Below are 24,140 nucleotides of genomic sequence, written 5' to 3'. Positions count from 1 at the left end.
TTCCAGCAATGGGACGTAAAGGGTGTCCAGAGGAGGTGTGCTCCGAGGGAGCCCTTGGTGCTGGGGCAGTGAGAATCATGCGTTGTCTAGCTTCTCGTGTTGGGCGCTGGCGAGAGCCTTTCTCATGGACTCTCCCATAAGCTTGATCTTATGTGCAATGTGGACTGTCCGTCTTCGACACCGCGTAGGCAAACAATGCGCGTAGCAGCAGATAGATCGGCCATTGGAGACGCGAGGCCCCCGAACCTGCGGCTTGCCATGAGTTCGCATACGGCCTTCGAATGATGCTCTCCCTCCGTGCATTTGAGATCCCGGAGCCTCTCCTTGAGGATATCGAGCATACACTCGCGGTTGCGCCTGTCGCGTTCGGCCTCCAAGGGGTTTCTTGCCAGCACGTAACGTGTCCGTGCCTCCCCATCGCCGACCACGATCTCCTTGATCTCCAGGTTCTCCTTGACGGTCCTGTACCGGCCTTGACGAGACAACGCTTCCTCCACGGACTCCATTCCGGACCGCATGCGTTCTCCAGCGATGTAGTGGCCGCCGGCTCTCTGCAGATGCCGCAGATTATCGGCGGAGGAGAAACCTCGATCCACCACAGTGATCACACGGCCAAGCTTCCATCCGCACATGTCCTTCTTGACCTGGGCCACAACCTCCATGTCGTTGGTGTTCCCCGGCCAAACCCAGCATCTGACCGGTATCCCGTCTCTCGTGACCGCAAGGCCAATCACGACCTGGAGCAGGTCGGGGCGGTGGTCTTTGCTATGCCCGAGCCGGCGCAGTTCCTCCTCGTCCTCGGCGTCTGGCTCAACCTCGAAGTAGGTTGAGCCAGTATCGAAGTAGATGAGGTTCACTTCCAGGTTGAAGAGGTTTGCCGTGGAGAAGAACACCGACTCCTGGATCTGCTCGTCATTCTCAATGAGGAAGTCCACAGCACGGTACAGCTGATGAACCGGCGCCTGCGGCAAGCCCTCGATGACGACGTCGTTTTCGACCCAGTCCTCGATCGCCAGCTTGCTGCTGGGCGCAAGGGCCCGGTCCGCGACCATGGCGAAGATGGCCCTCTCTACCGGCGCCGCAAACTGCCTATCGGCGAGCAGTCTCTTCAGGGCCAACCGTATGCCGAGCTTCTCCCAGAGCTGATCCAGAACCCACGCTCCTCCCAGCTCCTAGTCGGAGTTGATGTGAACCGATCCAATATCCAAGCCCGCCTGCGCCGCAGCGTGTTCCTCAGGCGAGAGCACCCTAGCGATGCTCTGCATAAGCCTTCTCAGGGCCTCCTTGTCCACTGAGTCCTCGCGGCCGAAGTTCCAGATGATCTTAGCTACGGGATGACCTGTCCTGGGATCCCGCTCATTATGGGCGAGTTGCAGGTATGCGACGGAGGATCCAGAGCGGTTCTGATCGCAATCAGACTGAAGTAGTTACGACAGCGTACAGCTACGTGTGAGACGACGGGAAGCTGCCAATGCGGGACGTCAAGACTATCAAGGTGGGGACCTCGCCTTCTCGTCAAGAGACCACTAAGTACACGTGGGACGGTCGCGGCAACCTCGTCACGACGATCGACCCGGCAGGAAGAAAAACCGAAAGCTGGTACGATGATAGGTACGCCCTGCTGACTATGTGCGCCGAGGAGACGACCGCTCCCGACGGATCTAGGGCTGCGAGAGTCCTCGAAAACAAGCTCGACTCGGACAAGAAGGCGGTCGAAGAACAGTGGACATGTCCAAACAAGCGCTGCAGTACGACCAGACCTACAAGCCCCTTCCGATTCGCAGTTCAATCCTTGGCTTCGGGAGCTCAGGAGAAGAGTCCATAACAACCTATCGGTACGACAATGAGGAATTCGTCCATCGTGTTGATCAGGGCTTCCTCTCACGCGTCTCTCCGCCTGGCTGCAAGCAACAGCGCTGGGAGCAGGGTCAGCGCCCCAATGGATGAGGTTGCCATTGTGAGCGCTATGAGCCCGCCGAAGTTCCGAAGAGGCGGAAACGAAGATAGCATCAGGACCACGAACCCCGCCGCCACTGCTCCCGCATTCAGCACTACTGCACGTCCTGTAGTCGCAATTGTCTCGCGCAGCGCATCCGAGGGGCTTTTCCCGCGCAGGCTGGCCTCCCGAAATCGGGAGTAGATGTGAATGCTGTAGTCGATGCCTATTCCCACTGCCACGGAGCTGACCACGGCTGTCACGACATCGAAAGGAATGCCTGCCCAACCCATTACGGCGAAGTTCACGAGGATCGTCAGCAGAATGGGGACGATGCACAACGCCGAATCCAGAGACCGCCCTAATGCCAGATAGACTATGACAAACACCGAGATCACTGCAAGAAACAGGCTCTGTGTTTGGGAGCGAGTTATCAGGTTCGACATTCCATCGTCCAGAAACAGCATTCCTGCTGCGAAGGCGTTGGATACTCCCAATCCCGAGGCAGGCCCGAAATGCCTCTCCACTATCTCCGTTGCCCGCCGCACCACGGTCGCCCTGCTTGAAGAGTCGACGGCGTCTGCCACTACCTCGATGCGAGCTTTCTGATTATCCATGGTTAGCAGGCGCTCGATTCCGATATCTCCCGACATCGACGCGATCAGCAGATACTGGGCGACCTCCCCTCTCGACTCTGGTATCCGCGCGAATGACGGATCATCTCCATGCATTGCGCGGGACACCTGTTTCACCAGGTCCACGACTGACACGGATTTCCCGAACCCCGGGGCCGCCTCAAACTCCCGCTGTGCTGCCTCCATGGCCTCAAGCACCTCAGGGCCGATAACATCCCCCTCGATCATCACATGAATGGTGCTCGCCCCGCCGAACTTGCTCCTCACCAGATCGAAGTCGCGTCTGGCCTGGCTCGAACTGGGAAAGAAGCTCACGAAGTTGGTGTCGACCTTGATTCGGGGCAACCCAGCGACCGACCAAACAGCCACAATGGCTGTAATAAGCCATATTGTCGCGGGTCTCTGTGTCACGCACCCAGCCAAGCGTTGGAACAGCCCATCACGAGTACAATGATCCTGTGCTTGTGGCACACACGCAGTGATCCCTTCACCATGCGAAGGCCTCATTCCGCCAAACACGGCCACCGCTGCGGGGATGAACATCAGAGCCAGCAGAAGCGCACACGCCACTCCAAATGCTGCGAGCAGGCCAAACTCGCGTATCCGTACGATACTGCTAAATGCGTTGGCGCCGAATCCTGCGATTGTGGTCGCACCTGCAAGTATGATCGGCAGTGTAACTGCATCGAACGCGACCTCCATGGCGTGCCTGCCGTAGCGGCCTTGTGACTGCTCTTCGTACAGCCGGTGCATCATGTGTATTCCGTAAGCACTGCCGACCGACAGGAGGATCACAGTGAGCGCCACTGTGATCTGACTCAATGGCGTGCCCATGAAGCCCATGAGGCCAACAGTGTACAGGGTGCTCAGCCCGACCGTAATCATTGGAAGGAGCGCCCCCTGCCACCGGCGGAAGCTCCCAACAAGGAGCCCCACAATGACTACTGCGACTATGGGAAACAGGCGTTGGAGATCCTTACGAAGGTAGTCGTCTGCTGCAGAGATGAGCACTGGCCCGCCAGTGGCGTATATGGTGAGCACAGGCGCAGCCGAGCTCAGGAGGGCTCTCACTCCCGCGGCAACGCGGCTCGAATCGACGCCCGCGGAAAGATGAACGAGGGTCATCACAAGGCTTCCGTCATCGGAAAGCAGAAGCCGAGCCGCCTGCAGATCCCTCTGGAGCCTGCGGTGGAAGGAGGCCGCCTCGTCCTGCGATTCAGGCAATTCCTCCAGAATCCGCCGCACATCGATGCCCCACGGCTCTCCCGTCACCTCAGCTATGTTAGTCACCGACTGTACTGAGACGACGCCCGGCGCCTCCCGCAGTTCCTGAGTAAGGCGATCCAAAGCGCGAAGGCCCTCCGGAGTGAAGACCTGCGCGGTCAGCGCAGCGGCCATGATCGTGTTCGAACCTCCGAAGGCGTCTTCAACCTGATCAAGCCTGGCCAGGCCTGGGTCGTTTTCGGGGAAGTACCCCCTCTGGCCGGAGTCGATCCTCACCTTAGCAGCGCCGTAGGCAAACAGAACTGACAGAGCCAGAGTGATGGCAATCACCAGCCGCGGATGTCGGAGTGCAATTCTCGACCACAGGCCGCCCAACATGAGTTCACGTCCCTTCAGTCGCTGCCTGGCGCCCAATGACCAGCCAGTCACTATAGCTATGCGCTTGGGGAGAGGGGTTATGAGCGGCTGGCTCCGTTCAAGGTAAGCTTACGCGCCTCGCCTTCACCCTGCACGCGAAGGAGAACTCCCTCCGGCGGAGAATCCCTCACCACCTTACGCGAAGAGGGAGGGGGATACTATGAGAAGGCTTCCTCATGTGCGACTACTCCTGGCTCTCACACCGGTCCTCGTCCTGTTGTCACTTGGATGGGCATCCGCGGCGCCTTCGATGCCGGGATCGACTGCACCCATCTCCGCCAAGATCGTCATCGCCCACAGATCTGCCTCTGGATATCTTCCAGAGCACACACTTCCAGCAGTTGCGATGGCATATGCTCTCGGCGCCGACTACATCGAGCAGGATGTCGTGCTGACCCGAGACGGGGTTCCCATCGTCGTCCACGATATCTATCTCGAGGCCACTACCGATGTTCGCCAGGTGTTTCCGAACAGAGGCCGACTGGATGGCAAGTACTACCCATGCGACTTCACGCTCGCTGAGGTGAAGTCCCTGAGGGCTTGCGAACGAATCGATCTGAAGACCAACGCGCCGGCCTTCAGTGGAAGGTTCCCCCTGGGCGCGTCGAAGTTCGAAGTGCCGACTTTGGCCGAGGAGATCGAGCTGATCCAGGGGCTCAACGTGAGCACGGGACGGAACGTGGGCATATACCCTGAGATCAAGGGTTCTGGGTTTCATCATCAGCAGGGCTTCGATATCGAACAGATAGTTCTCGATGTGCTAGCCAAGTATGGATACATATCTCCAGAGTCCAAGGTGTTCATCCAGTCCTTCGAGCCCGCCTGCTTGAAGCGTCTCCGCGCGATGGGCTGCACGCTGCCTCTCATCCAGCTCATATCCGGCAGCGCCGAGTTCAATGCCTTGGTCACCCCCGCCGGGCTCGATGATATCGCCACGTACGCGAACGGGATAGGCCCCGTCACCACCAGAATCGAGGATTCGAAGGGCAGGCCGGTGGACAACTATTCCCTGGTCAGCGGGGCGCACCAGCGAGGGCTGGCCGTCCACCCATATACATTCAGGAAAGACTCCATGCCCAGCTGCTTTAGTAGCTTTGAGGAGATGCTCCGCCACTTCTACTTCGATATCGGCGTGGATGGACTATTCACCGATTTCACCGACATCGCTGTGCGAGTGCTCAAAGAGGCCGGAAGATAGACCGGAGACGGATGAGGACGCTCGGTTCACATTCCCACCTGTATCAGCAGGGCGTTGCTGATACGCCTGCCAGTCCTAGTTATGTACCTCCCGTTGAACACGAGTCCGCTCGATGCTCCGCCATCTAGGTTCATGGCCTCGTGCGCACCGATCTCCTTCATAATCTGGGCGAGTTCTGCAACTGTGGCCGAGCCCACCGTGACCATGAGCAGGCGTCCGTCGGGCGTCGCGCCGAGTCCACTCCTCGCCCCCGACTCAGTCAGGATCTTCGCCTCGGTGAACCCTTCATCCCTTGCGCGGGCCACTGAGTAGACCACCCGGCCATCCTCGACGAGCTTGGGCCCTGCACCGAAGCCCTCCACAGCCCTCGCCCAGAAGCCATCGAGTGGACTTCCATCTGCGCAGACGATGCTGTAATCCACTCGGTCGCCTGCCTTGAACCTCTGCGCCAGGGAAGCCTCCTGCCCCTGGAAGTTGATGACGTAGCCGTCAGGCGGGATCTGCTTCTCGCCTCCCGATACCTCCTGCACCACCCCTCCGCGCACGACGACAGACACTCCCCCCAAAGCGCCTGTGCGCGCGCCCCGCTCAGGTGTGTAGATGGCAGCGAAGTTGGCTGAGTGTGGCGCCAAGCGTCAATCGTTCTTCAGCCAGGCATGCTGCCGATCATAGGTGGCAAGCCGCTGCCTTCTGTCTCCGGCCAGAGCCCACAGGTAGTACAGAGCGTATCCGGGAGCGGCGGCCATGGAGTGGTAACCGAATGGGATCGCCAGAGTGTCCTCATTCTGCACAACATATGCCTCGTCGAATCCTCGGGATGGGGAATAGACTCTGGCGAACGCAAACCCCGACTCAGGTTTCATTCGGAAATGGCACACCTCTTCAAGCTTTGCCTCCTCCATGCCCGCGTTCTCATCGTGCTTGTGGGGAGGATAGCTTGACCAGTTGCCTGCGGGGTTGAACACCTCGCCTACCATGAGCTTGCTCGTCTGAGGCCCGCAGCCGTTCGCTGTTATCTCATGCACTTGCCTCTGCCAGGCGCCAGCGCCGGCCTCGCGAATCGTCACCATGTCCGGGCTTACGATGTGTACGCCACAGACCGGCGCATCGCACCCCGCGCCAGCGACAGGCTCAGCGCCGGATTTCGCGCCGGAACCTGCGCCGGAGAGCTCTATCGGGTCTGCCCGAACCAGAGCCACCTCCACAACAGGCGATACACCTGTGATCGAAAACGTGGTGAACGGCGCCACGTACATGGCCCATGCAGGGCCATCGAACACATCCCGCCTGCCGCCGACCCGTTCTCGCCTCTCATGCGCCTCAGGCGCTTCCCACCCAATGTCCGCGACGCCGCCTAGTACGACAACAACAGTCTCCATTGGACCAAAGTCGAACGCCCTTTTCCGTCCGGATTCCACGCTGACCAGCCCGAAATGGATGTGGGCGAGTCCGAGCTTTGAATCGACGGGGCTTACGATCTCCTTTATCCGTGTAACGCTGCAACTGCGCTGTGGCAAAGGAACCTTGAGCGACACTCTATCCTTCCACCTCCGCCCGAGAGGCCGCTTGCGAACGCGGCCTCGAGTTACACTGCTCCCGCCGGCGCAGGGTTGAGGAAATGCCCATATCCTTCCTCCATGATCTCCGCGAAGTCGGGCAGGCCCTCTACCTCGATAGGGAGCATACTGCCTACGAATTCAGCGTTCCTCCAGATAGCCGCGAGTGCGCTCATATGTCGGCCCACTCGCTCTTCTATGGGATGGCCATGCGAGTCGAATGGCACGTAGAGCCTTCCGAGTTCAGCGGCTTTCACGTAAAATCTGTCCTGCCCGGTGAGGACCAGATGCTCGTCCGTCCGCCCTCTGAGCCGTCCTTGGCTCGGATTGGCCGTTTCCATCAGCAGCGCCATGGTTTCAGAATAATCGCCCCACGCCCTATGGCTCAGGCCGTAGAATGTGGGCGGCGACTTCTCAAGCCTCATCCTGATGCCGTCGAAATCCAGGTCCATCACCGCCATCGCGGCAAGATCCTCGGATCGCTCATGGGCAACTATGGCATGGATCACAGGATATTCAGGCGAAGCCTCGTGCAGATCCACGGAGATGTCCGCCTTCTCCTGCCGTATGACCTCCATTATGCCGTATGCTGCTTTCTCCGTGAGCGTCCCCTCGGGCCGTCCGGGGTAGGCGCGGTTCAGGTTCCTGTTCTCACTCCCGGATAGCCTCTGTCCGGATGGGTTGATGTAGATATCCGGGTCCGGCCACTGGTGCAGGGGATTGGTCCCGCGCGAACCGAACCTGAATGCCCTCACGGACCCGTCCGCGAGGGTGAAGTGAATCCACTGCGGCGAACCCTCCTGTGGGTCGTTGCAGGTGAACCCTGACCGGTTCCCCCTCGGCGCCACCACGAGCCTGCCCTTGCTCACCTGCGCCCGCTCAACAAGGAGCATCGCAGTGAGGCACCCCGACGGCTCGTTCGGATGAGTGCCGCCGAGTATGAAGCATGTGGCGCCGGGCGCCTTCCCCTCGAGAATGAACACCTCTGTGTCACCGGCAGTTCCCGCCAGGCCGGGGAAGTAATCCGATAGCATCTTCGTCGCCGTCACACCGGGGCCTGGAACGATCAGATCGTCCTTCCACATCGCGCGGAACTGAGCCCCTGTAACCAGCACGGCCAGCACAACCAGGACCGCCAGGGCCGCGGCGCGCAGCCTCGCATCAATCTTCGACACCATGCACCACCCTCACTTCCACAAGAGGATTCGCAGCAGGAGAGGGATGAGCACCAAGGCAGCAGTGGCCTGCCGCCAGAAATCCCGCTCCGTGGCGAGTTCGTATGCCACAGCAATGAACAGGAACACGCAGAGCCCCCAGTAGACCCAGGCCATCACGGCACTCACCTCCTACTTCAGAATCCACTTTGCGATCGGCGCGGCCCAGCGGATCATCACGACACCCCATGCAGCCGTTGCAATCGCCGGGATAAGACAGTCCTTCAAAACCAGCCAGTAGTTGTCCTCATCAACGATCTGCGCCGCAAACATCCCTGCCAGGGCCGTGGGAGGGACAAGATCGCCCAGGCCTGCCAGAAGAGTCAGGCCCGACGCGGCCACGATCTCGTTGGTTGTTCCGAGAAGTGCGAGAAGAAATGGAACGCCGAGCACCGACGACGAACCGAAGGCCGACACCGCCCCGAAGGCAGGCACGGAGATGGCCATCGCCAGATACAGAAAGGCCTTAGGAAGCGACAGCGCCCCAACCACAACCCAGCCTCTCACCCCGGTAAGCGTCATCACCTGGATGAACATGCCGACGCCCATCAGTATCCCCATCACAGGCAGGGCATCGTGGATCGCCTCTCGGGCGACACTCCACATCCGCACGGGCTTCCCAGTGACCACGGCGATGACGGCGGAGATGAGGAAAACTAGTGGCATGCCCAGGTCGGGGAACCTGCCAGGCGCGAGGTTGGGCCCAGCCATCAGCACAACGAGGATGATGAATGGCAGATACAGCTTGAACCCGTACTTCCTGGCATAGCTCTTCGGCAGACTAGATCTCATGTCGTCGAGAGATTTGGACTTGCCCATGTAGGGCAGCCCAAGGAACAGACTGACGATGATGGCAAGGGGAATCGTGGCGAGGAGAAGCGGTTTTGTGAACCCCACGTACGGCATGTCGATGCCGCCCCCGATGATCATCGCCGGGATGTTCACAGGAGGAGCGAGCATCCCGTATATCGCCGCCATCGCGATTATTGCAGCGGTCCGGATCTTCGGCACTCCCATGTGCATCAAGACTGGAGCAACAAGAGCGCCAGTGGTGAGCACACACGCTGTTGATGATCCAGTGATCATGCCCGGAAACATCACGAGAAGCGTGAGCCCGATGAGGAGCAACGCGCGGGATCTGTGAAACGTCTCAATAAGCCACCGTGCAACAGTGTCCAGCAGGCCTGATTTCTGGATTCCTTTCATGAACATCATCGCCGTGGCAATGACGAGGATAGTGTTCAGGTAGCCGAAAGCCCCCTCCACAAGATGCCTCACTGCGAAACCAGCGCCTCCAGCGAGCATACCAGCTAGGGAGGATATGGCAAGGCATATGCCAATGGGCAGGCCAAACGCGAAAGCAGCGCCCATGAACACTCCAACCATTATTAGGAATACTACGCCCTCAGACAGCAACAACATCACCTCCACATGCCCCGCCCACCACGGTCTTCCATACAGGAGGAGCAGGCGGGAAATGGCTGAGGCCCGGGCCGGCCCATCATCCTCTGGCCCGATCGAGAATGTATGAACTATCGGGCATCAGTTGACCGTCTCCGGGCCTCCGGCCTCCACTATCTACTAGCTCAATCCGAGGGCCTTCTTGAGCGGCAAGCCGGTATCGCGGATCTTTCCGACCTTCGTAATCGGCACGTTCTTCCCTTTGAGAACCGCCTCGAACAGGCCGTCTTTGTCTCCGCCTTCAACTATGACAACGGAGCTCGCGTATGGCAACACGGCGCGGATGAACGCATCGGATAGATCGCCGCGACGCTCTTCGCCGCCCACATGCATCACGACGATGTTCATCTTCAACCGCTTAGCCGCCTCAAGTAGGGCGACTGCCCTTTCGAGTTCCTGTTCCTTGTTGATTCCCGCTGCTCCAAGCCCTTTGGCGCTCCCGCCGACCGCGACCACAAGAGCCGAGTGCCGGGCCTGCTTATCCGCGCCAGTCAGCGCGTCCACCCTTGCCAGGGCATCGAGTTCATACGGGATCTTGTTCTGTATGCATATCTGCTTGATCATTGCCGCCTCGGCACTCTGCCCGATGGAGGTGATCAAAGCGGGTTTCGCAGCCGCGATCGAGCCCCCCGCGCCGATGACCGCCACCAGGATCAGAGCAGCCAGTACAGCTGTGGTTCTCAGGACAACCTGCCTCATCATTAGGCTCCTCTCATGCGTGTTCACACAACTAGAACCCGATCGCCTCTCCAAGCCGCCTTGAGTCCGCTGCTCCGTATATCAGACCTGTGGACTGATCGAGCATGATTGCCTGGCATGCGCCGTAGTAGGAGTCCCAGTCGCCCTTAACGTCCACCTTGTGGCCGAGAGCCTGAAGCGCCTCGCGGGTCTCCACAGGGATCCTGCTCTCCACCGCCACCGCCCCCGGCTTCCCCGCAGAACTAGAACTCCACACGCGGGGAACCTCGATTGCCTCATCCAGCCCCATTCCGAAATCGATCACGTTCATGATGATCTGGGCGAGGCTCGGGAAGATCCTGGTGGCGCCGGGGGTTCCGAGAGCCATGAAAGGCTTTCCGTCCTTCAGAATGATTGTAGGGCTCATGCTGGAGAGGGGCCTCTTGCCAGGCTCAGGCGCCGAGACCGACGCCGGATTGGTTGAGAAGTCGTCCATCTCATCGTTCATCATGAGTCCCGTTCCCGTGGCCATTACGCCAGACCCGAAGAAGTAGTTGATTGTCTGGGTCAGGGCCACGATGTTCCCCTGCTGATCAATGACTGTAAGGTGAGTAGTGCTCTCATGCTCGTACTTCTGGGGTTCGCCCGGCCTGAACTCGGCCATCGCCTTGTCCGGCTTGATCTGGTCCGCCTGGGTCTTTGCGTATTCCTTCGATGCCAGACCCTTAACTGGGACCTTCACGAAATCGGTGTCCGCCATGAAAGCGCCTCTGTCGGCGAAAACCATCTTGAGCGTCTCAGCCAGGGTGTGTATGTACTGAGGTGAGTTGTGACCCATGGCCTTCACGTCGAAGTTCTCCATCACGTTCAATATCTGAATCAAGTGAGTGCCGCCAGAGCTCGGCGGAGGCATGGAGATGATTTCATATCCCCTATAGTTGCCGCGCACCGGCTCCCTCATGACGGCAGTATAGTCGGCAAAATCCTGCATCGTCATGTTCCCGCCGTTTCGGTTCACCGCCGCAACCATCTTCTCGCCTATCGGACCGTGGTATATCGCATCAGAGCCCTTCTCTGCGATAAGCCTCAGGGTCTGTCCAAGCTCGGGGTTCTTGAGGATATCGCCTGGCTCCAGCGCAAGGCCATCCCGGAGATACGGAACATCATCAGGATTGTTGTACTGAACGATCTTGTCGTAGTTGTCTTTGATCAGCCCGCTGAGCATCGGCGACACCACGAATCCTTCTTCCGCGAGTTTGATCGCGGGAGCAGCTGCCTGCCCGAAGGTCATCGTGCCGAATTTCTGAAGCGCGGTTTCCAGGCCTTTAGCGGCGCCTGGAACGCCAACCGACTTCCCGCCAAGTACGGTCCATCGCTCCTTCTTGGCCTGGTCGGAAGCGTACATGTCCTTCGTGGACGATGCCGGCGCTTTCTCTCTGTAGTCGATTACTGCCACCTCGCCAGTCTTGGCGAAACGGATCACCATGAAACCGCCGCCCCCGAGGCCGGACGCGTTCGGTTCAACCGCGTTGAGCGCGAGTGCAGCAGCTACTGCAGCATCGATTGCATTTCCGCCTGATCTTAAGATCTCGACCCCCGCCATCGAGGCAAGAGGATGAGCGGCTGCTACCATGCCGTGCTCCGCGACAGTGTCTTTCGGGGCGTGCGCATCCACTTGTGCGCACAGCACCGGCGTTCCAACCATGATACCCACGAGTAGGCAGCACATTGCAGCGATCCAGTACCTTCGCATTCGGCAGTCCTCCTTTATTCTGGCCAATTGAACCCAACAGCGCAACCGTACTGACATGCCATCCCAGAAATCCGCATTGCCCTCACGATTGCGCTTGGGTACTGAATACGACGCTAGAAGACTCAGTCCTGCCGCGGGCGTCGCACTATTGAAACGAAGCCAGATGCGTTAGGAACTCAGGCCGAAGAGATGTATGACGGTCGGCGTAATCCAGGATCGCCTTGAGCAGCTGAAGGATGGATGAATGTACATACGCGTCAAGCATGTCGATGGAGGCGGATCTCTCTCCAGTCAGCCCGTCGACAGCGCCGGCGGCTACCGCAGCGTCGAGCACCGCGAGGCCCAGTTCTGGGCTGGGAAGCACCTCAGGCTGCCCGCTCAGGTGGGCCATGCATGCGAGTATGCCGTAGGCAACGTCGTCGGATACGGAACCGACGACTGTCACGTCTGACTCAATGGAACAGGCCATGCCGCCCCCGCACGGACAGGAGCATTCCCTGCCGAATGGCGTCATCCACTCCACGGTATCGGAAATGCACCCCATCCCCAGTTCGTTTCCGAGATCACCTATGGCCACCGTGAGAGTGCCGCGCCTTCGCAGCTCCAGGAAGAGTTCGTCGACGCATGCAGTGATATCCGATATCGACCGCCCCCATGAGTTGTGGTGCACGCCTCTCCTGTTCAGGCCCGGCCTCTCAATCGAGATCATGGCCTGAGGAGCTATTGCGCTCGCCATGGACTGCGCAGCAGCTAGGGCCTTATTGCGATCCAGGGGGAACGAGACCAGAACAACCGGCGGCACACCCACGTCAGCGCCACACCTAAAAGCCTCCACCGCTGATGCAACCTGCATCTCATCGCCTGCTCCGTTGCGTACAATAGCAGGCGCCAACCCAGCCGCAGAGCATGCAGCCTGCAGAACGTCGATTGCAGCTTCTTCCGACACAATCAAAGGAATGGCCCTGTGCGCCATGGTAAGGCCCCTAGCGAGAAGCGCAGCCCCTGTGATTCCGTCTGTCTCAGGAGCGCCTGCAGCTCGGATCATGAATCCGGTCCCGATGATCACAGTCGGCCTAGCGTAAATCCCGCCCTCGCTGGGCGCACACGCCCCTGCGAGCGCCAACGCCGCGCGATACGCCAGAGGTTGCCCACCCTGCCTGGCTCTGGCTGCCCTGTAGATGGGTTCAACAATCCCGCGGGCGTGGAAATCGATGGTGACTAAGCTGTCTACGTTCTCGGCGATGATCTGTGCTGCAGCGCATGCCGTGCTCACGTGGCCAGTCCCCCTTCTCCGTCGCCATCGCAGCTAGTTACCTGAGGCGCCTTTGGCTTATCTCCATTACTGCATCCAGCGCTCGGTTCACGTCTTTCGCAGTGAAGTGCCTGTTGGCGACCGCGCGGATACCTTCGGGAGGCCTCGTGCTCACCTTAACCCCCAGGGCTTCAAGCTCAGAAGCGAATCTGCTGGAACCGATTCCCAGCGCGGATATGTCGAACACCACGATATTCGTCTGTACAGTGCTGGTGTTGATCGATATGCCCGGTATCTGCGAAAGCCCCTCAGCGAAGGCCCTGGCGTTCGCGTGATCCTCTGCAAGCCTGCCGATCATCTTCTCCAGCGCCACGATGCCCGCTGCTGCAAGCACACCCGCCTGCCTCATACCGCCGCCAACTATTTTCCGATTCTTCCTGGCGCGCGCTATGAACTCAGCGGATCCTGCCAGCATTGAACCTACAGGGGCGGAAAGTCCTTTGGAGAGACAGAACATCACCGAATCCGCCGGACGCGCCAGATCCGCCGGGTCCACATCGAGAGCTATGGACGCGTTGAAGATCCTGGCCCCATCCATATGGACTGCGAGTCCATTCTCACGGGCCACGGCGCCCAAAGCGGTCATCGTCGCGATATCGGTGACCGTTCCGCCGCCCCTGTTGTGAGTGTTCTCTATGCATAGACAGGCAGCGGGCGCGTAGTGGATGTTCTTCTCCCTGATGGCGGCCTTCACATCGGCGGGATCTAGGACCCCGTTCATGCCTCTTACAAGCCTGGGCACAACACCAGCGATAGCCGACATTCCACCGACCTCGTAGTAGTAGATGTGGCACTCTGATTCCATTATGGCTTCATCGCCGCGGCCACAATGAGTCATGATCGCCACCAGATTTCCCATGGTTCCAGATGGGCAGAACAGCGCCGCCTCCTTGCCAACCTTCGAGGCAGCCATGGCCTCAAGCCGTGCAACCGTTGGGTCTTCTCCGAGAACATCGTCTCCCACCTCGGCGTTGCGCATTGCCTCCCGCATCTCTTCGGTGGGAAGAGTGCATGTGTCGCTCCTAAGCTCCACGAAATCCATAGTGCGCCACCTCATAACGTTCATCGACTTGCCAGATCGCTGTACAGTGATACTACAATTCAGCCTCCATTCCTCCAGTTTTCGGGGACAATAATGAATGGGTCGATGGCAGCAGAATCCACTCTTGCCCCCGTTCCTCTCATATGGCAGGAAGTATCCGAAAAGTGTATAATGTACACAGACGTACCGCGCTCGGCGAGGAGGCGCACAGGTGTGCAGGCGGGGCAGACCCCATATAGTAGTGGCCTGCCGGACCATAGATGCGAGGTGAGCATATTTGGGCGACAATGACAAGCTGCAGAATCTGGCCGCCCGGAGAGAGAAAGTCCTCCAGGGAGGCGGAGCAAAGAGGATCGAGAAGCAGCATCAGAGCGGGAAACTCACTGCGAGAGAGCGGATTGAGAAGTTGCTGGACCCGGGGACCTTCACTGAACTCGACATGTTCGTAGAGCACAGATGCCAGGATTTCGGGATGCCTGAGCAGGATCTGCCAGGCGAAGGAGTCGTAACCGGATATGGCGCCGTGAACGGGCGCAAGGTGTTCGTTTTCTCCCAAGACTTCACCGTAATGGGCGGTTCCTTGGGCGAGATGCACGCGAAGAAGATATGCAAGGTCATGGACATGGCCATGAAGGTCGGCGCCCCCCTCATTGGAATCAACGATTCAGGCGGAGCACGTATTCAGGAGGGCGTCGATGCTCTCTCCGGGTACGGCCAGATCTTCTACAGGAATACCATAGCGTCGGGAGTCATCCCACAGATCTCGGTGATTCTCGGGCCGTGCGCAGGCGGCGCCGTGTACTCCCCCGCCATCACCGACTTCGTCTTCATGGTTCAGGGCGCCAATATGTTCATTACAGGCCCTCAGGTGATAAAGGCAGTCACTAAGGAAGAGGTCACCGCTGAGGAGTTGGGCGGCGCCGGCACGCATAACCGCGTCAGCGGCGTGGCTCACTTCATGCATGACTCTGAGGACGAGTGTTTCCTCACGATCCGCAAGCTTCTGTCGTTCCTTCCGTCAAACAACCTTGAAGACGCTCCGGCTGGCTCAGCAGCGGGCGAGGCGGCATCGACGATAGTCGCCGAGCTGCGAAACATCATTCCTCCTGAATCCAACAGACCGTATGACATGCACGCCGTGATCAACAAGATAATCGACGGCGGCGATTTTCTAGAGGTGCACGAGCACTACGCTGCCAACATCATCGTGGGGTTCGCACGCGTGGGCGGCTATCCCGTCGGCATCATCGCCAACCAACCGAAGATCGCCGCAGGCTGCCTTGACATCAACGCGTCCGACAAGGCAGCGAGGTTCATCCGGTTCTGCGATGCATTCAATGTGGCAGTGCTGAACCTAGTGGATGTGCCCGGGTTCCTGCCCGGCGTGAACCAGGAGACCGGCGGGATAATCAGGCACGGCGCCAAGCTGCTCTACGCATACTCAGAGGCGACAGTCCCGAAGGTGACGGTGATTGTTCGGAAGGCCTACGGAGGCGCGTATCTGGCCATGTGCAGCAGAGATCTTGGCGCTGATACGGTGCTGGCCTGGCCAGGAGCTGAGATAGCAGTGATGGGGCCAGATGGCGCAGCGAACATAATATTCCGGAGAGACATCGAAGAAGCCAAGAATCCAGAGGCCGCGCGGGCTGATAAAATAGACGATTACAGGACGAAGTTCGCCAACCCGTACGTCGCAGCATCCCGTGGCTACATCGATGACGTCATCGACCCGGCTGAGACGCGCGCTAAGATCATCGCGTCTCTCGACGTGCTATCGTCCAAGCGCGAGAACCGACCGCCTAAGAAACACGGGAACATCCCGGTGTAAGGGGAGGCGATACAAATGGAGCAGATGACACTACTTGGCAAGCTCGGCCTGGGGCTGCAGACGACCCTAATGGGAATGGCAGTCACCTTCGTGGGCCTTGCCATCCTTCAGGGCGTGATGCTGATGATGGCGAAGATGTCCAATGGCAAACATGGCACTGCCAGAGCTGGAGCCGGTGGAAGCCAAGATGATGGCGAGGATGAAGAGGAATCTCACACAGGTGAAGAGACTGACCTAGCGCCAGAACCCGAGCCGGACGCGATTGCTGCACCAGCGGCAGACCATGCAGGGCAGCCGTCCGCTCGTGCTGAGGAAGAGATAGCAGCTATCGCAGCTGTGATGGCGATCATCACTGGTGAACAGACCCGCCCAGATGCTGCCGGGGCATCCGCGCGCGCGTATCCTGCCCAGGCTAACCTGTGGGGTCTAGCTGGAAGGCGCGATAACATGGCCGGCCGGCAGCGAGCCATGAGGCAATAGCATTCGATATCAAGGAGGAACGGTGAAGTGAGAAAGTTCCGCGTCCGTGTCAACGGAAATGCATACGATGTTGAAGTCGATGAGGTTGGCGTGCCTTCTGCAGTGACCCATGCGCCAGTCGCGCCGACTGCTCCCGCTGTCCCGACTGCCCAGGCGGCGCCGGCCAAGCCGGCCGCACCATCCAAGCCATCCGGCTCGGGCAAAGCTAACGCAGTGAAGGCCCCGATGCCAGGCACTATTATCGATATCAAGGTGAAAGCCGGCGACAAGGTCGAGCCCAGGACAGTTGTGATGATGCTCGAAGCCATGAAGATGGAGAATGAGATCTTCGCTGGACGCATTGGAGTCGTCAGGGGTATTGCGGTCGAGAAGGGCGCGTCGGTGAACACTGGAGACGCTCTTCTGACGATCGACCCCGCTTAACGGAGAAAGGGGCGACTTTCCTTGGCCGATGCTATGGTTGGCTTTCTTCGGTCCACAGGCTTCGCGGCCATAACCTACAAAGAGATCATCATGTTCGCAATCTCAGGCATACTCATGTACCTGGCGATTGTCCGGAAATTCGAGCCCCTGCTTCTCCTGCCCATATCATTCGGAATGCTGCTCGCGAACCTGCCTCTTGCAGGGCTCATGGATGGCCCGAAGGACGGCGTGATCGGCGGGCTCCTCTACTATCTGTATCAAGGGGTTAAGCTCGGCATATACCCGCCGCTCATCTTCCTGGGCGTCGGAGCGATGACCGACTTCGGTCCTCTCATCGCGAATCCATCCACCATCCTCCTCGGGGCGGCAGCTCAATTTGGGATATTCATCACGTTCATCGGCGCTCTTCTGCTTGGCTTCACGCCGGCTGAGGCAGGCTCCATCGGCATAATCGGAGGCGCCGACGGACCGACGGCGATCTACGTGACCACCAGACTGGCGCCACACTTGCTCGGGCCCATTGCCATCGCGGCCTACTCCTACATGGCGTTGGTTCCTATCATCCAGCCCCCGATTATGAGGGCGCTGACAAGGAAGACGGACCGCGAGATCGTGATGGAGCAGCTTCGTCCCGTGTCGAAGACTGAGCGAATCCTGTTCCCAATAATCGTCACACTGGTTGTTGGACTAATGCTGCCATCAGCTGCAGCCCTGGTAGCCTCTCTGATGATGGGCAACCTGCTCCGCGAATCGGCAGTCGTGGACCGGCTTTCGAAAACGGCGCAGAACGAACTCATCAACATCATAACGATCTTCTTAGGCACCACGGTGGGCGCAACCGCGAACGCCGCCAGCTTCCTTAACTGGAAAACCATAAGCATCATCATCCTGGGGCTCATCGCGTTCTCAGGAGGCACTGCAGGCGGAGTACTCCTCGGCGACCTGATGTGCTGGCTCTCCAAGAGAAAGGTTAACCCGCTTATCGGCTCCGCTGGAGTGTCGGCCGTTCCCATGGCCGCTCGAGTGGTGCAGGTAGTGGCGCAGGAGGAGAAGCCCGGCAACTTCCTGCTGATGCATGCTATGGGTCCGAATGTGGCGGGGGTAATAGGCTCGGCCATAGTTGCGGGCGTACTGTTGTCGCGGTTTGGAGGGCTCTAGTCGATTTCTTGGGATTCCCCGTAAGCAATGCGCAAATGAAAACGAGCCCCAGGCTCCGAGCGGCACGCCGCGCGAGTCTGGGGCTCTTCCAGTGGCCTGCCTGTGCCGCGCTTGGCGCCGGATCAGTTAGTCAGATGCCCCCATCGGGCCGCCAAATGATATGCCCAGCTCGATGAATGGAACACCAATCGTCTTGAGCGGGCCCTGGAAATGCTCGCGGAACCTTGATCCTTCAATCCAGCCCACGGGGGCATACATAAACGTATAGCCTCCCGAGATCCTAGCGTCGATCATCTGCGACACTGGGAACGCCAGTGATGCCTGAGGCTGCGCCAGCAGATAGGGTCGCCATGCGGACGAGGAATGCCCGGGGCCAAGCAGATCTTCGAAACCACCCACCTGCCCTGAGGTTGCGGTTAGCGTCGCAGCTCCGCCGCCGAGCACCGCACCGAGCCCAAACCTGACTTTCTCGGACACGCTGATGTTGTACTGCGCCATGATGCCGCCCATGGAAAGCGCGAGCGTCGCGGTTTTCGCAGAGGCTCCAGAGCCGGAAACCGACTTGGCATTGCCACCGGCGCCCCATCCGCCGATGGACCACTTTCCGCCAGGAATATCGCCTATTCCATATCCGCCCCAGATGAACATGCCCTTGGGCATCTCGGCAAACCCATGATCCGTGAGCTGCCCGTTCAGCTCGTCAGTCTTCAGGAAGACCCATCCCACGGAGTTGCCGGACATCGCGCCTACCTGGGCAGAACACGCCCCGGCAAACACGAGTAGGGCCAAGGTCGCCGCAATAGCGGCGGTGATCAGTTTTCCATTTCTCATCATGCTACTTCTTCTCCCCTTCCCTCTCGCATAGCTCGATGAGGACTCCACCAGTGGACTTAGGATGCAGGAACGCGATTCGCGCACCTCCAGCCCCGTATCTAGGCTTCTCATCGATAAGACGCACGCCTTTGGCCTTCATCTCTTCAAGAGCAGCATCTATGTCATCCACCCTGAAGGCGATGTGCTGGATGCCCTCTCCCTTCTTCTCGATGAACTTGGCGATGGGGCCCTCAGGATCTGTCGATTCGAGAAGCTCGATCTCAGTCTCTCCCGCTGGGAGAAAAGCCACTCTCACTTTCTGCTCCGGCACAGTCTCGGCGCCGTTCAGTGCAATGCCTAGGGTATCGGTGTACACCCTTATGGCCGCGTCGAGATCGGAGACTGCAATCCCGATATGGTCAACCGACTTGATCAAATCATGTCCCTCCTATCCCACAAGCATCCTGTAGAGTGCCTCCGCAGCTCCGTACGGATCAGTAGCCCGCCGCGCCACGCTCCACGCTAGGTCCTCCGCAGCCTGAAGCGCATGTGGATCGTCTTCGAGGCCTCTCCATATACGCTCCGAAGTGATCTGCATGGTCTCTGTGCGCGCCCGCCGGTACCGTCGCTCCGCTAGGGCCCCGGAACTCTCCATGGCATTGAAGTGCGCATCACACTGGGCGCACAACTCAGGCACACCCTCGCCCGTCTCTGCCATTGTCTGAAGAATCGGAGGGCGCCAACCCGGCGCACTGCCCGACGCGGACGCGGACTCCCCTTCCGGCCCCGCTTTCGACTTAGTTGCGGATCCCGCTGAACCGTGATGTCCTCCCGATCCGCGCCCGCCGGCGCGCCCGTCGCCGCCGAGCTCGAGAGCGACCCGGATCTCCGCCACAGTTCTCTCGACACCTGGTCGGTCCTTCTTGTTGACGACGAAGATGTCGCCAATCTCCATCACGCCAGCTTTGATCACCTGAATATCATCGCCGAGCCCGGGCACCTGCACCAAAACCACGGTATCGGCAATGGAGGCAATCTCCACCTCTGACTGGCCGACGCCGACCGTCTCGATTATCACGTAATCGTAGCCCGCGGCATCTAGCACATCGACCGCTCCCGAGGTTGCGCGGGATACCCCGCCCAGGTGCCCTCTTGTGCCCATGCTTCGGATAAACACACCGTCATCGGTGGAGTGGCGCTGCATGCGTACGCGGTCACCGAGAAGCGCCCCTCCAGTGAAAGGGCTGGTAGGATCCACTGCGACGATTCCCACCAATCTGCCCCGTTCTCTGAACCCCCCGACGATCTTGTCTACGAGGGTGCTCTTACCAGAGCCTGGCGGGCCCGTCACGCCGATCACGTGAGCGCGGCCAGTGTAGGGATATACGGTGGCGTAAGCCTCCTCGAAGCCCTCTGCCTTGTTTTCGAAGACCGTCATCAGGCGCGACACCGCTCTGATGTCGCGGCATATGGCGCGGCGCGCGAGATCGATGTGGCTCATAGATGAAAACCGCCCCTACTTCTTGACGTTCTCGCGGATGAACCTGACCGTGTCGGATGTGAGTGTGCCCGGGCCAAATATCTCAGCAATGCCGCATTCCTTAAGCGCAGGGATATCCTCCTCAGGGATAATCCCGCCCCCTATTACCAGGATATCGTCCACCCCACGCTCCGCAAGAAGCTCCATCACCCGCGGGAAGAGATAACCGTGAGCGCCGGATAGGATCGACATAGCGATCGCGTCCACATCCTCCTGAATGGCCGTGGCCACAATCTGATCCGGAGTCTGCCTGAGTCCTGTGTAGATGACCTCCATGCCCGCATCACGCAGGGCACGCGCCACTACCTTCGCGCCCCTATCGTGGCCGTCCAGGCCGGGCTTGGCCACGAGAACTCTGATCTTCTTGTCCATGTCTCGCCCGCTCCCCCTTCCTAGTAGGCCGCCTGGGGCTTATACTCTCCAAAGACCCCGCGCAGCGTGTCACATATTTCGCCCAGTGTAGCGTACGCCTTCACGGCATCTATGATGTACGGCATGAGGTTATCCGAACCACTCGCTGCCTGGCGCAGGGCGTCAAGCGCCACGCCGACTGCTGCCCCATCACGCCTCCCGCGCAGCGCGGCAAGCTTCGCCCGCTGCTGCTCCCCAACTGCCGGGTCGACCTTGAGGAGGCCCTTGGGAGGCGCCTCTGTGATCTGGAACTTGTTCAGGCCCACCACCACACGGTCGGAAGACTCCAGTTCCATCTGGTACTTGTAGGCGCTCTCCTCGATCTCGTTCTGGATGAAGCCCCGCTCTATGGCTGCGGCAGCTCCTCCCATCTCGTCGATGCGCTTGATGTAGCCGGCAGCAGCGGCCTCGATCTTGTCGGTGAGTGACTCAACATAGTAGGAGCCTGCCATCGGGTCAACGGTATCCGCCACACCGCTCTCGTAGGCGATGATCTGCTGGGTCCGCAGGGCGATCCTAACCGAATCCTGGCTTGGGAGAGCCAGTGCCTCGTCCCGAGAGTTGGTGTGCAGCGACTGAGTTCCGCCGAGAACTGCCGCAAGCGCCTGCATAGCAACTCTCACGACGTTGTTGTCTGGCTGCTGAGCAGTGAGGGTGCAGCCTGCGGTCTGAGTGTGGAACCTCAGCATCATCGACTTGGGGTTCTTGGCCCCAAATCTATCGCGCATGACCTTGGCCCACAGCCTTCTGGCCGCCCTGAACTTAGCGACCTCCTCAAACAGGTCATTGTGGGCGTTGAAGAAGAAAGACAGCCTGGGTGCGAAATCGTCCACCGCCAGACCCGCATCCACCGCAGCCTGCACGTAGGCGATGCCATCAGCCAGGGTGAACGCCACTTCCTGCACAGCGGTGGCGCCGGCTTCTCTTATGTGGTAGCCGCTGATGCTGATGGTGTTCCACTTCGGAACGCTCTTGGAGCAATATTCGAAGATGTTCGTGATGAGCCGCATCGATGGCTTCGGCGGGAATATGTAGGTGCCCCGCGCCGCGTATTCCTTCAGAATGTCGTTCTGGATCGTGCCGTCAAGCTGGTCCGCAGTTACTCCCTGCTTCTCCGCCACAGCTATGTACATTGCCAGCAGGACAGAGGCTGGAGCGTTGATGGTCATCGACGTGGATACTTTGTCAAGCGGTATCCCACCGAACAAGATCTCCATGTCTGCTAGGGAGTCGATGGCGACCCCCACCTTTCCGACCTCTCCCAAGGACAGCGCATTATCGGAATCGTACCCTATCTGGGTGGGAAGGTCGAATGCAACGGACAGCCCTGTCTGGCCCTGATCCAAAAGGTACTTATACCGCCGGTTCGACTCCTCTGCAGTCGCGAACCCCGCGTACTGCCGCATGGTCCAGAAGCGCCCGCGATACATCGTAGGCTGCACACCGCGGGTAAACGGGAACTCCCCGGGGTAGCCTATGTTCTCCAGATAATCAGTGTTCTCAGTATCGAAAGGGGTGTACAGAGGCTCAACCTCAATACCAGAGCTGCCCTCGAACCTCGCCTTCCGCTCGGGAAACTTGGAGACCACTTTGGTGTAGGTCACGCCTCTCCACCGACTGTGCGCGATCTTGAGATCCTCTTTCTGCAATTCAGCCATCCCCCCAACGTTGGCATGCTCATTCAGTCGTCACAGCGACATAGACGCTCTCGCGGATTCAGTGACCCTACGAACCCTCAGTGCAATAGACCCTGCTGCAGCCGCCTTGGCAAGATCCAAGGGTATGAACGGCAGAACTCCCACTGTAAATGCCCTCGCAAACCCGATGTTTGCGACTATGGCCAGCTGCACCCAGCCGAAGACGTAGATGACGGCAATCCCCGCGGACATAGCCAGCAACATGCGCCAACGGTCAGAGTTCGCACTGCAAGCAGCATCGGAGCCAGCACCGGCGCCAAAGTCAGCCACAGAGCCAGTGCCAGAAGCGATCCGACCCACGACGGCTGACGCCAGGAGGAACCCCCACAGATACCCGCCGGTCGGTCCAGCCAGGACTGCGATCCCTGCTCTGCCGCCAGAGAAGACCGGAACCCCCAGTGCACCGATTGCCAGGTAGGCGAGCACTGATGCAAATCCAGTCTTCGATCCGAGCACCGCCGAAGCGAGCAGCACCACTAGCACCTGCATTGTGAATGGAACAGGGCTTCCCGGAATCGGAATCACAACAAAGGCCGATACTGCAATCGTTGCAGCAAAAACAGCCGCCAACACCATGCGTCGAGTGCTCAATTGATCACCCCTAGAGTCACGAGTGTACACAATATACTTCAACACCGACCAGCGTTCACCTTCCTTGTCGATCAAACCGGCATTGTCGCGCGCTCAATGCTGCTCAATTCGACATTAACGGTACGACTCCCGCAATCGAGCTCACGTTCCGCATGTAACATATGGCAACCAGGCATTTGGGGAATGACCAGCTAAAGGCTTATTTGCCCGCTAGCCGGATCGGCCACGCACACCAGTTCCGTCAGATTGTCGGTGAGTTGACTTACCAGTTGCTCGATCACTTGCCCGTTCCAGACCTTATCCGACTAATTCAGGCCGTAACGGAAGCAATCTCCATTTGCAGGCCTGCTAATCGGCTGAAAAAACCTTCAACCCTTTGAACCCCGGAGTGTGGAGGTCAATGTCGATGAAATCGACACTGAAACGTCGATCATGTCGATGAAACCAGCATTGAGACCCTCCAAACGCGCGTTCCGGCGAGATTGGCGACACTGCGCGCGAGAGGGCGGGATCATGGCATAATGTGGCGAGGCTGACTTGCAGCTAGACGCGTTTTCGGAAATCGCCCGCGCGCGCTATGGGACCTGCGCGAACCTCGACCGCGGGAGTCGGACCGTCAATGTCGACCAAATGGACACTGACCCGATGGTCAATGTCCATTTGAGTCGCATTGATCGCGCGACAATGCTGGTTTGGCCGACACTGACAGCCTGCGGGACCAGAATCTTGAGAACCACGGAGCCTCATCAGCGGCTATAAACGACCTGCGAGAC

Annotated in this window: 23 protein-coding genes; 6 read left to right on the top strand and 17 right to left on the bottom strand. The window is 59.3% G+C overall.

Going from position 1 to position 24,140, the window contains the following annotated elements:
• Positions 1 to 122 precede the first annotated feature (122 nt).
• Positions 123 to 1,118 carry an IS1634 family transposase gene (locus VB144_09745; protein MEA4883914.1) on the bottom strand — a complete coding sequence of 332 codons (996 nt, stop codon included), beginning with the start codon at positions 1,116 to 1,118 and terminating at the stop codon, positions 123 to 125.
• A 353-nt stretch (positions 1,119 to 1,471) separates the two neighbouring features.
• On the opposite strand from VB144_09745, the gene VB144_09740 reads away from it, so the two are divergent.
• Complete coding sequence (locus VB144_09740) at positions 1,472 to 1,825, top strand: hypothetical protein (GenBank protein MEA4883913.1); 354 nt, start codon at positions 1,472 to 1,474, stop codon at positions 1,823 to 1,825.
• 56 nt (positions 1,826 to 1,881) lie between these two features.
• Here the strand turns inward: VB144_09740 and VB144_09735 are convergent, their stop codons facing one another.
• Complete coding sequence (locus VB144_09735; protein MEA4883912.1) at positions 1,882 to 4,224, bottom strand: MMPL family transporter; 2,343 nt, start codon at positions 4,222 to 4,224, stop codon at positions 1,882 to 1,884.
• Positions 4,225 to 4,372: 148 nt separating this feature from the next.
• Here VB144_09735 and glpQ point away from each other — a divergent pair, with 148 nt between their 5' ends.
• The gene (gene glpQ / locus VB144_09730) at positions 4,373 to 5,410 is read left to right on the top strand and encodes a glycerophosphodiester phosphodiesterase (protein ID MEA4883911.1); all 1,038 of its coding nucleotides are present in this window, start codon (positions 4,373 to 4,375) and stop codon (positions 5,408 to 5,410) included.
• A gap of 26 nt (positions 5,411 to 5,436) precedes the next feature.
• On the opposite strand, the gene VB144_09725 is transcribed toward glpQ, so the two are convergent.
• The 9 genes from VB144_09725 to VB144_09685 form a co-directional block, all read right to left on the bottom strand.
• Positions 5,437 to 5,967: a phosphodiester glycosidase family protein gene (locus VB144_09725; GenBank protein MEA4883910.1), complete on the bottom strand. Its 531-nt coding sequence runs from the start codon at positions 5,965 to 5,967 to the stop codon at positions 5,437 to 5,439.
• A 78-nt stretch (positions 5,968 to 6,045) separates the two neighbouring features.
• Positions 6,046 to 6,945 (bottom strand): 5-deoxy-glucuronate isomerase, encoded by a 900-nt coding sequence (locus VB144_09720; GenBank protein ID MEA4883909.1) that lies wholly within the window; start codon positions 6,943 to 6,945, stop codon positions 6,046 to 6,048.
• Positions 6,946 to 6,995: 50 nt separating this feature from the next.
• A complete protein-coding gene (locus tag VB144_09715) occupies positions 6,996 to 8,144 on the bottom strand; it encodes a succinylglutamate desuccinylase/aspartoacylase family protein (GenBank protein MEA4883908.1) in 1,149 nt (382 codons plus the stop codon).
• A gap of 9 nt (positions 8,145 to 8,153) precedes the next feature.
• Complete coding sequence (locus VB144_09710; GenBank protein ID MEA4883907.1) at positions 8,154 to 8,297, bottom strand: hypothetical protein; 144 nt, start codon at positions 8,295 to 8,297, stop codon at positions 8,154 to 8,156.
• A 15-nt stretch (positions 8,298 to 8,312) separates the two neighbouring features.
• On the bottom strand, positions 8,313 to 9,602 hold the full coding sequence (locus VB144_09705; GenBank protein MEA4883906.1) for a TRAP transporter large permease subunit: 1,290 nt from the start codon (positions 9,600 to 9,602) through the stop codon (positions 8,313 to 8,315).
• 159 nt (positions 9,603 to 9,761) lie between these two features.
• On the bottom strand, positions 9,762 to 10,340 hold the full coding sequence (locus VB144_09700; protein MEA4883905.1) for a DUF6305 family protein: 579 nt from the start codon (positions 10,338 to 10,340) through the stop codon (positions 9,762 to 9,764).
• A gap of 31 nt (positions 10,341 to 10,371) precedes the next feature.
• Positions 10,372 to 12,072 (bottom strand): gamma-glutamyltransferase, encoded by a 1,701-nt coding sequence (ggt, locus tag VB144_09695; GenBank protein ID MEA4883904.1) that lies wholly within the window; start codon positions 12,070 to 12,072, stop codon positions 10,372 to 10,374.
• A 145-nt stretch (positions 12,073 to 12,217) separates the two neighbouring features.
• Positions 12,218 to 13,345, bottom strand: a complete 1,128-nt coding sequence (locus VB144_09690) for a DUF4392 domain-containing protein (GenBank protein ID MEA4883903.1) — start codon at positions 13,343 to 13,345, stop codon at positions 12,218 to 12,220.
• 37 nt (positions 13,346 to 13,382) lie between these two features.
• The gene (locus tag VB144_09685; GenBank protein MEA4883902.1) at positions 13,383 to 14,426 is read right to left on the bottom strand and encodes a GntG family PLP-dependent aldolase; all 1,044 of its coding nucleotides are present in this window, start codon (positions 14,424 to 14,426) and stop codon (positions 13,383 to 13,385) included.
• Positions 14,427 to 14,703: 277 nt separating this feature from the next.
• On the opposite strand from VB144_09685, the gene VB144_09680 reads away from it, so the two are divergent.
• From VB144_09680 to VB144_09665, 4 genes are read left to right on the top strand one after another with little or no spacing between them, the layout of a single operon-like run.
• On the top strand, positions 14,704 to 16,254 hold the full coding sequence (locus VB144_09680) for a carboxyl transferase domain-containing protein (GenBank protein MEA4883901.1): 1,551 nt from the start codon (positions 14,704 to 14,706) through the stop codon (positions 16,252 to 16,254).
• Between the two features lie 15 nt (positions 16,255 to 16,269).
• Positions 16,270 to 16,734: an OadG family protein gene (locus VB144_09675; GenBank protein ID MEA4883900.1), complete on the top strand. Its 465-nt coding sequence runs from the start codon at positions 16,270 to 16,272 to the stop codon at positions 16,732 to 16,734.
• A gap of 27 nt (positions 16,735 to 16,761) precedes the next feature.
• Positions 16,762 to 17,157, top strand: coding sequence for a biotin/lipoyl-containing protein (locus VB144_09670; protein MEA4883899.1), 396 nt, complete (start codon positions 16,762 to 16,764; stop codon positions 17,155 to 17,157).
• A gap of 21 nt (positions 17,158 to 17,178) precedes the next feature.
• Positions 17,179 to 18,315 carry a sodium ion-translocating decarboxylase subunit beta gene (locus VB144_09665; protein MEA4883898.1) on the top strand — a complete coding sequence of 379 codons (1,137 nt, stop codon included), beginning with the start codon at positions 17,179 to 17,181 and terminating at the stop codon, positions 18,313 to 18,315.
• Between the two features lie 126 nt (positions 18,316 to 18,441).
• Here the strand turns inward: VB144_09665 and VB144_09660 are convergent, their stop codons facing one another.
• Genes VB144_09660 through VB144_09635 form a run of 6 tightly spaced genes read right to left on the bottom strand, consistent with a single transcriptional unit; the run spans position 18,442 to position 23,367 of the window.
• Positions 18,442 to 19,149, bottom strand: coding sequence for a hypothetical protein (locus VB144_09660; protein MEA4883897.1), 708 nt, complete (start codon positions 19,147 to 19,149; stop codon positions 18,442 to 18,444).
• Position 19,150: 1 nt separating this feature from the next.
• The gene (mce, locus tag VB144_09655) at positions 19,151 to 19,564 is read right to left on the bottom strand and encodes a methylmalonyl-CoA epimerase (protein ID MEA4883896.1); all 414 of its coding nucleotides are present in this window, start codon (positions 19,562 to 19,564) and stop codon (positions 19,151 to 19,153) included.
• 12 nt (positions 19,565 to 19,576) lie between these two features.
• Positions 19,577 to 20,629 (bottom strand): methylmalonyl Co-A mutase-associated GTPase MeaB, encoded by a 1,053-nt coding sequence (gene meaB / locus VB144_09650; GenBank protein MEA4883895.1) that lies wholly within the window; start codon positions 20,627 to 20,629, stop codon positions 19,577 to 19,579.
• Between the two features lie 15 nt (positions 20,630 to 20,644).
• A complete protein-coding gene (locus tag VB144_09645) occupies positions 20,645 to 21,040 on the bottom strand; it encodes a cobalamin B12-binding domain-containing protein (protein MEA4883894.1) in 396 nt (131 codons plus the stop codon).
• A 20-nt stretch (positions 21,041 to 21,060) separates the two neighbouring features.
• A complete protein-coding gene (locus VB144_09640; protein MEA4883893.1) occupies positions 21,061 to 22,737 on the bottom strand; it encodes a methylmalonyl-CoA mutase family protein in 1,677 nt (558 codons plus the stop codon).
• Between the two features lie 30 nt (positions 22,738 to 22,767).
• Positions 22,768 to 23,367 carry a biotin transporter BioY gene (locus tag VB144_09635; GenBank protein ID MEA4883892.1) on the bottom strand — a complete coding sequence of 200 codons (600 nt, stop codon included), beginning with the start codon at positions 23,365 to 23,367 and terminating at the stop codon, positions 22,768 to 22,770.
• Between the last annotated feature and the right edge of the window lie 773 nt (positions 23,368 to 24,140).

Source organism: Clostridia bacterium (assembly GCA_034926675.1).
GTDB lineage: Bacteria > Bacillota > DTU025 > DTU025 > DTU025 > JAYFQW01.
The sequence above is the reverse complement of the archived record's forward strand: the minus strand, read 5'-3'. Positions and strand labels throughout refer to the sequence as shown.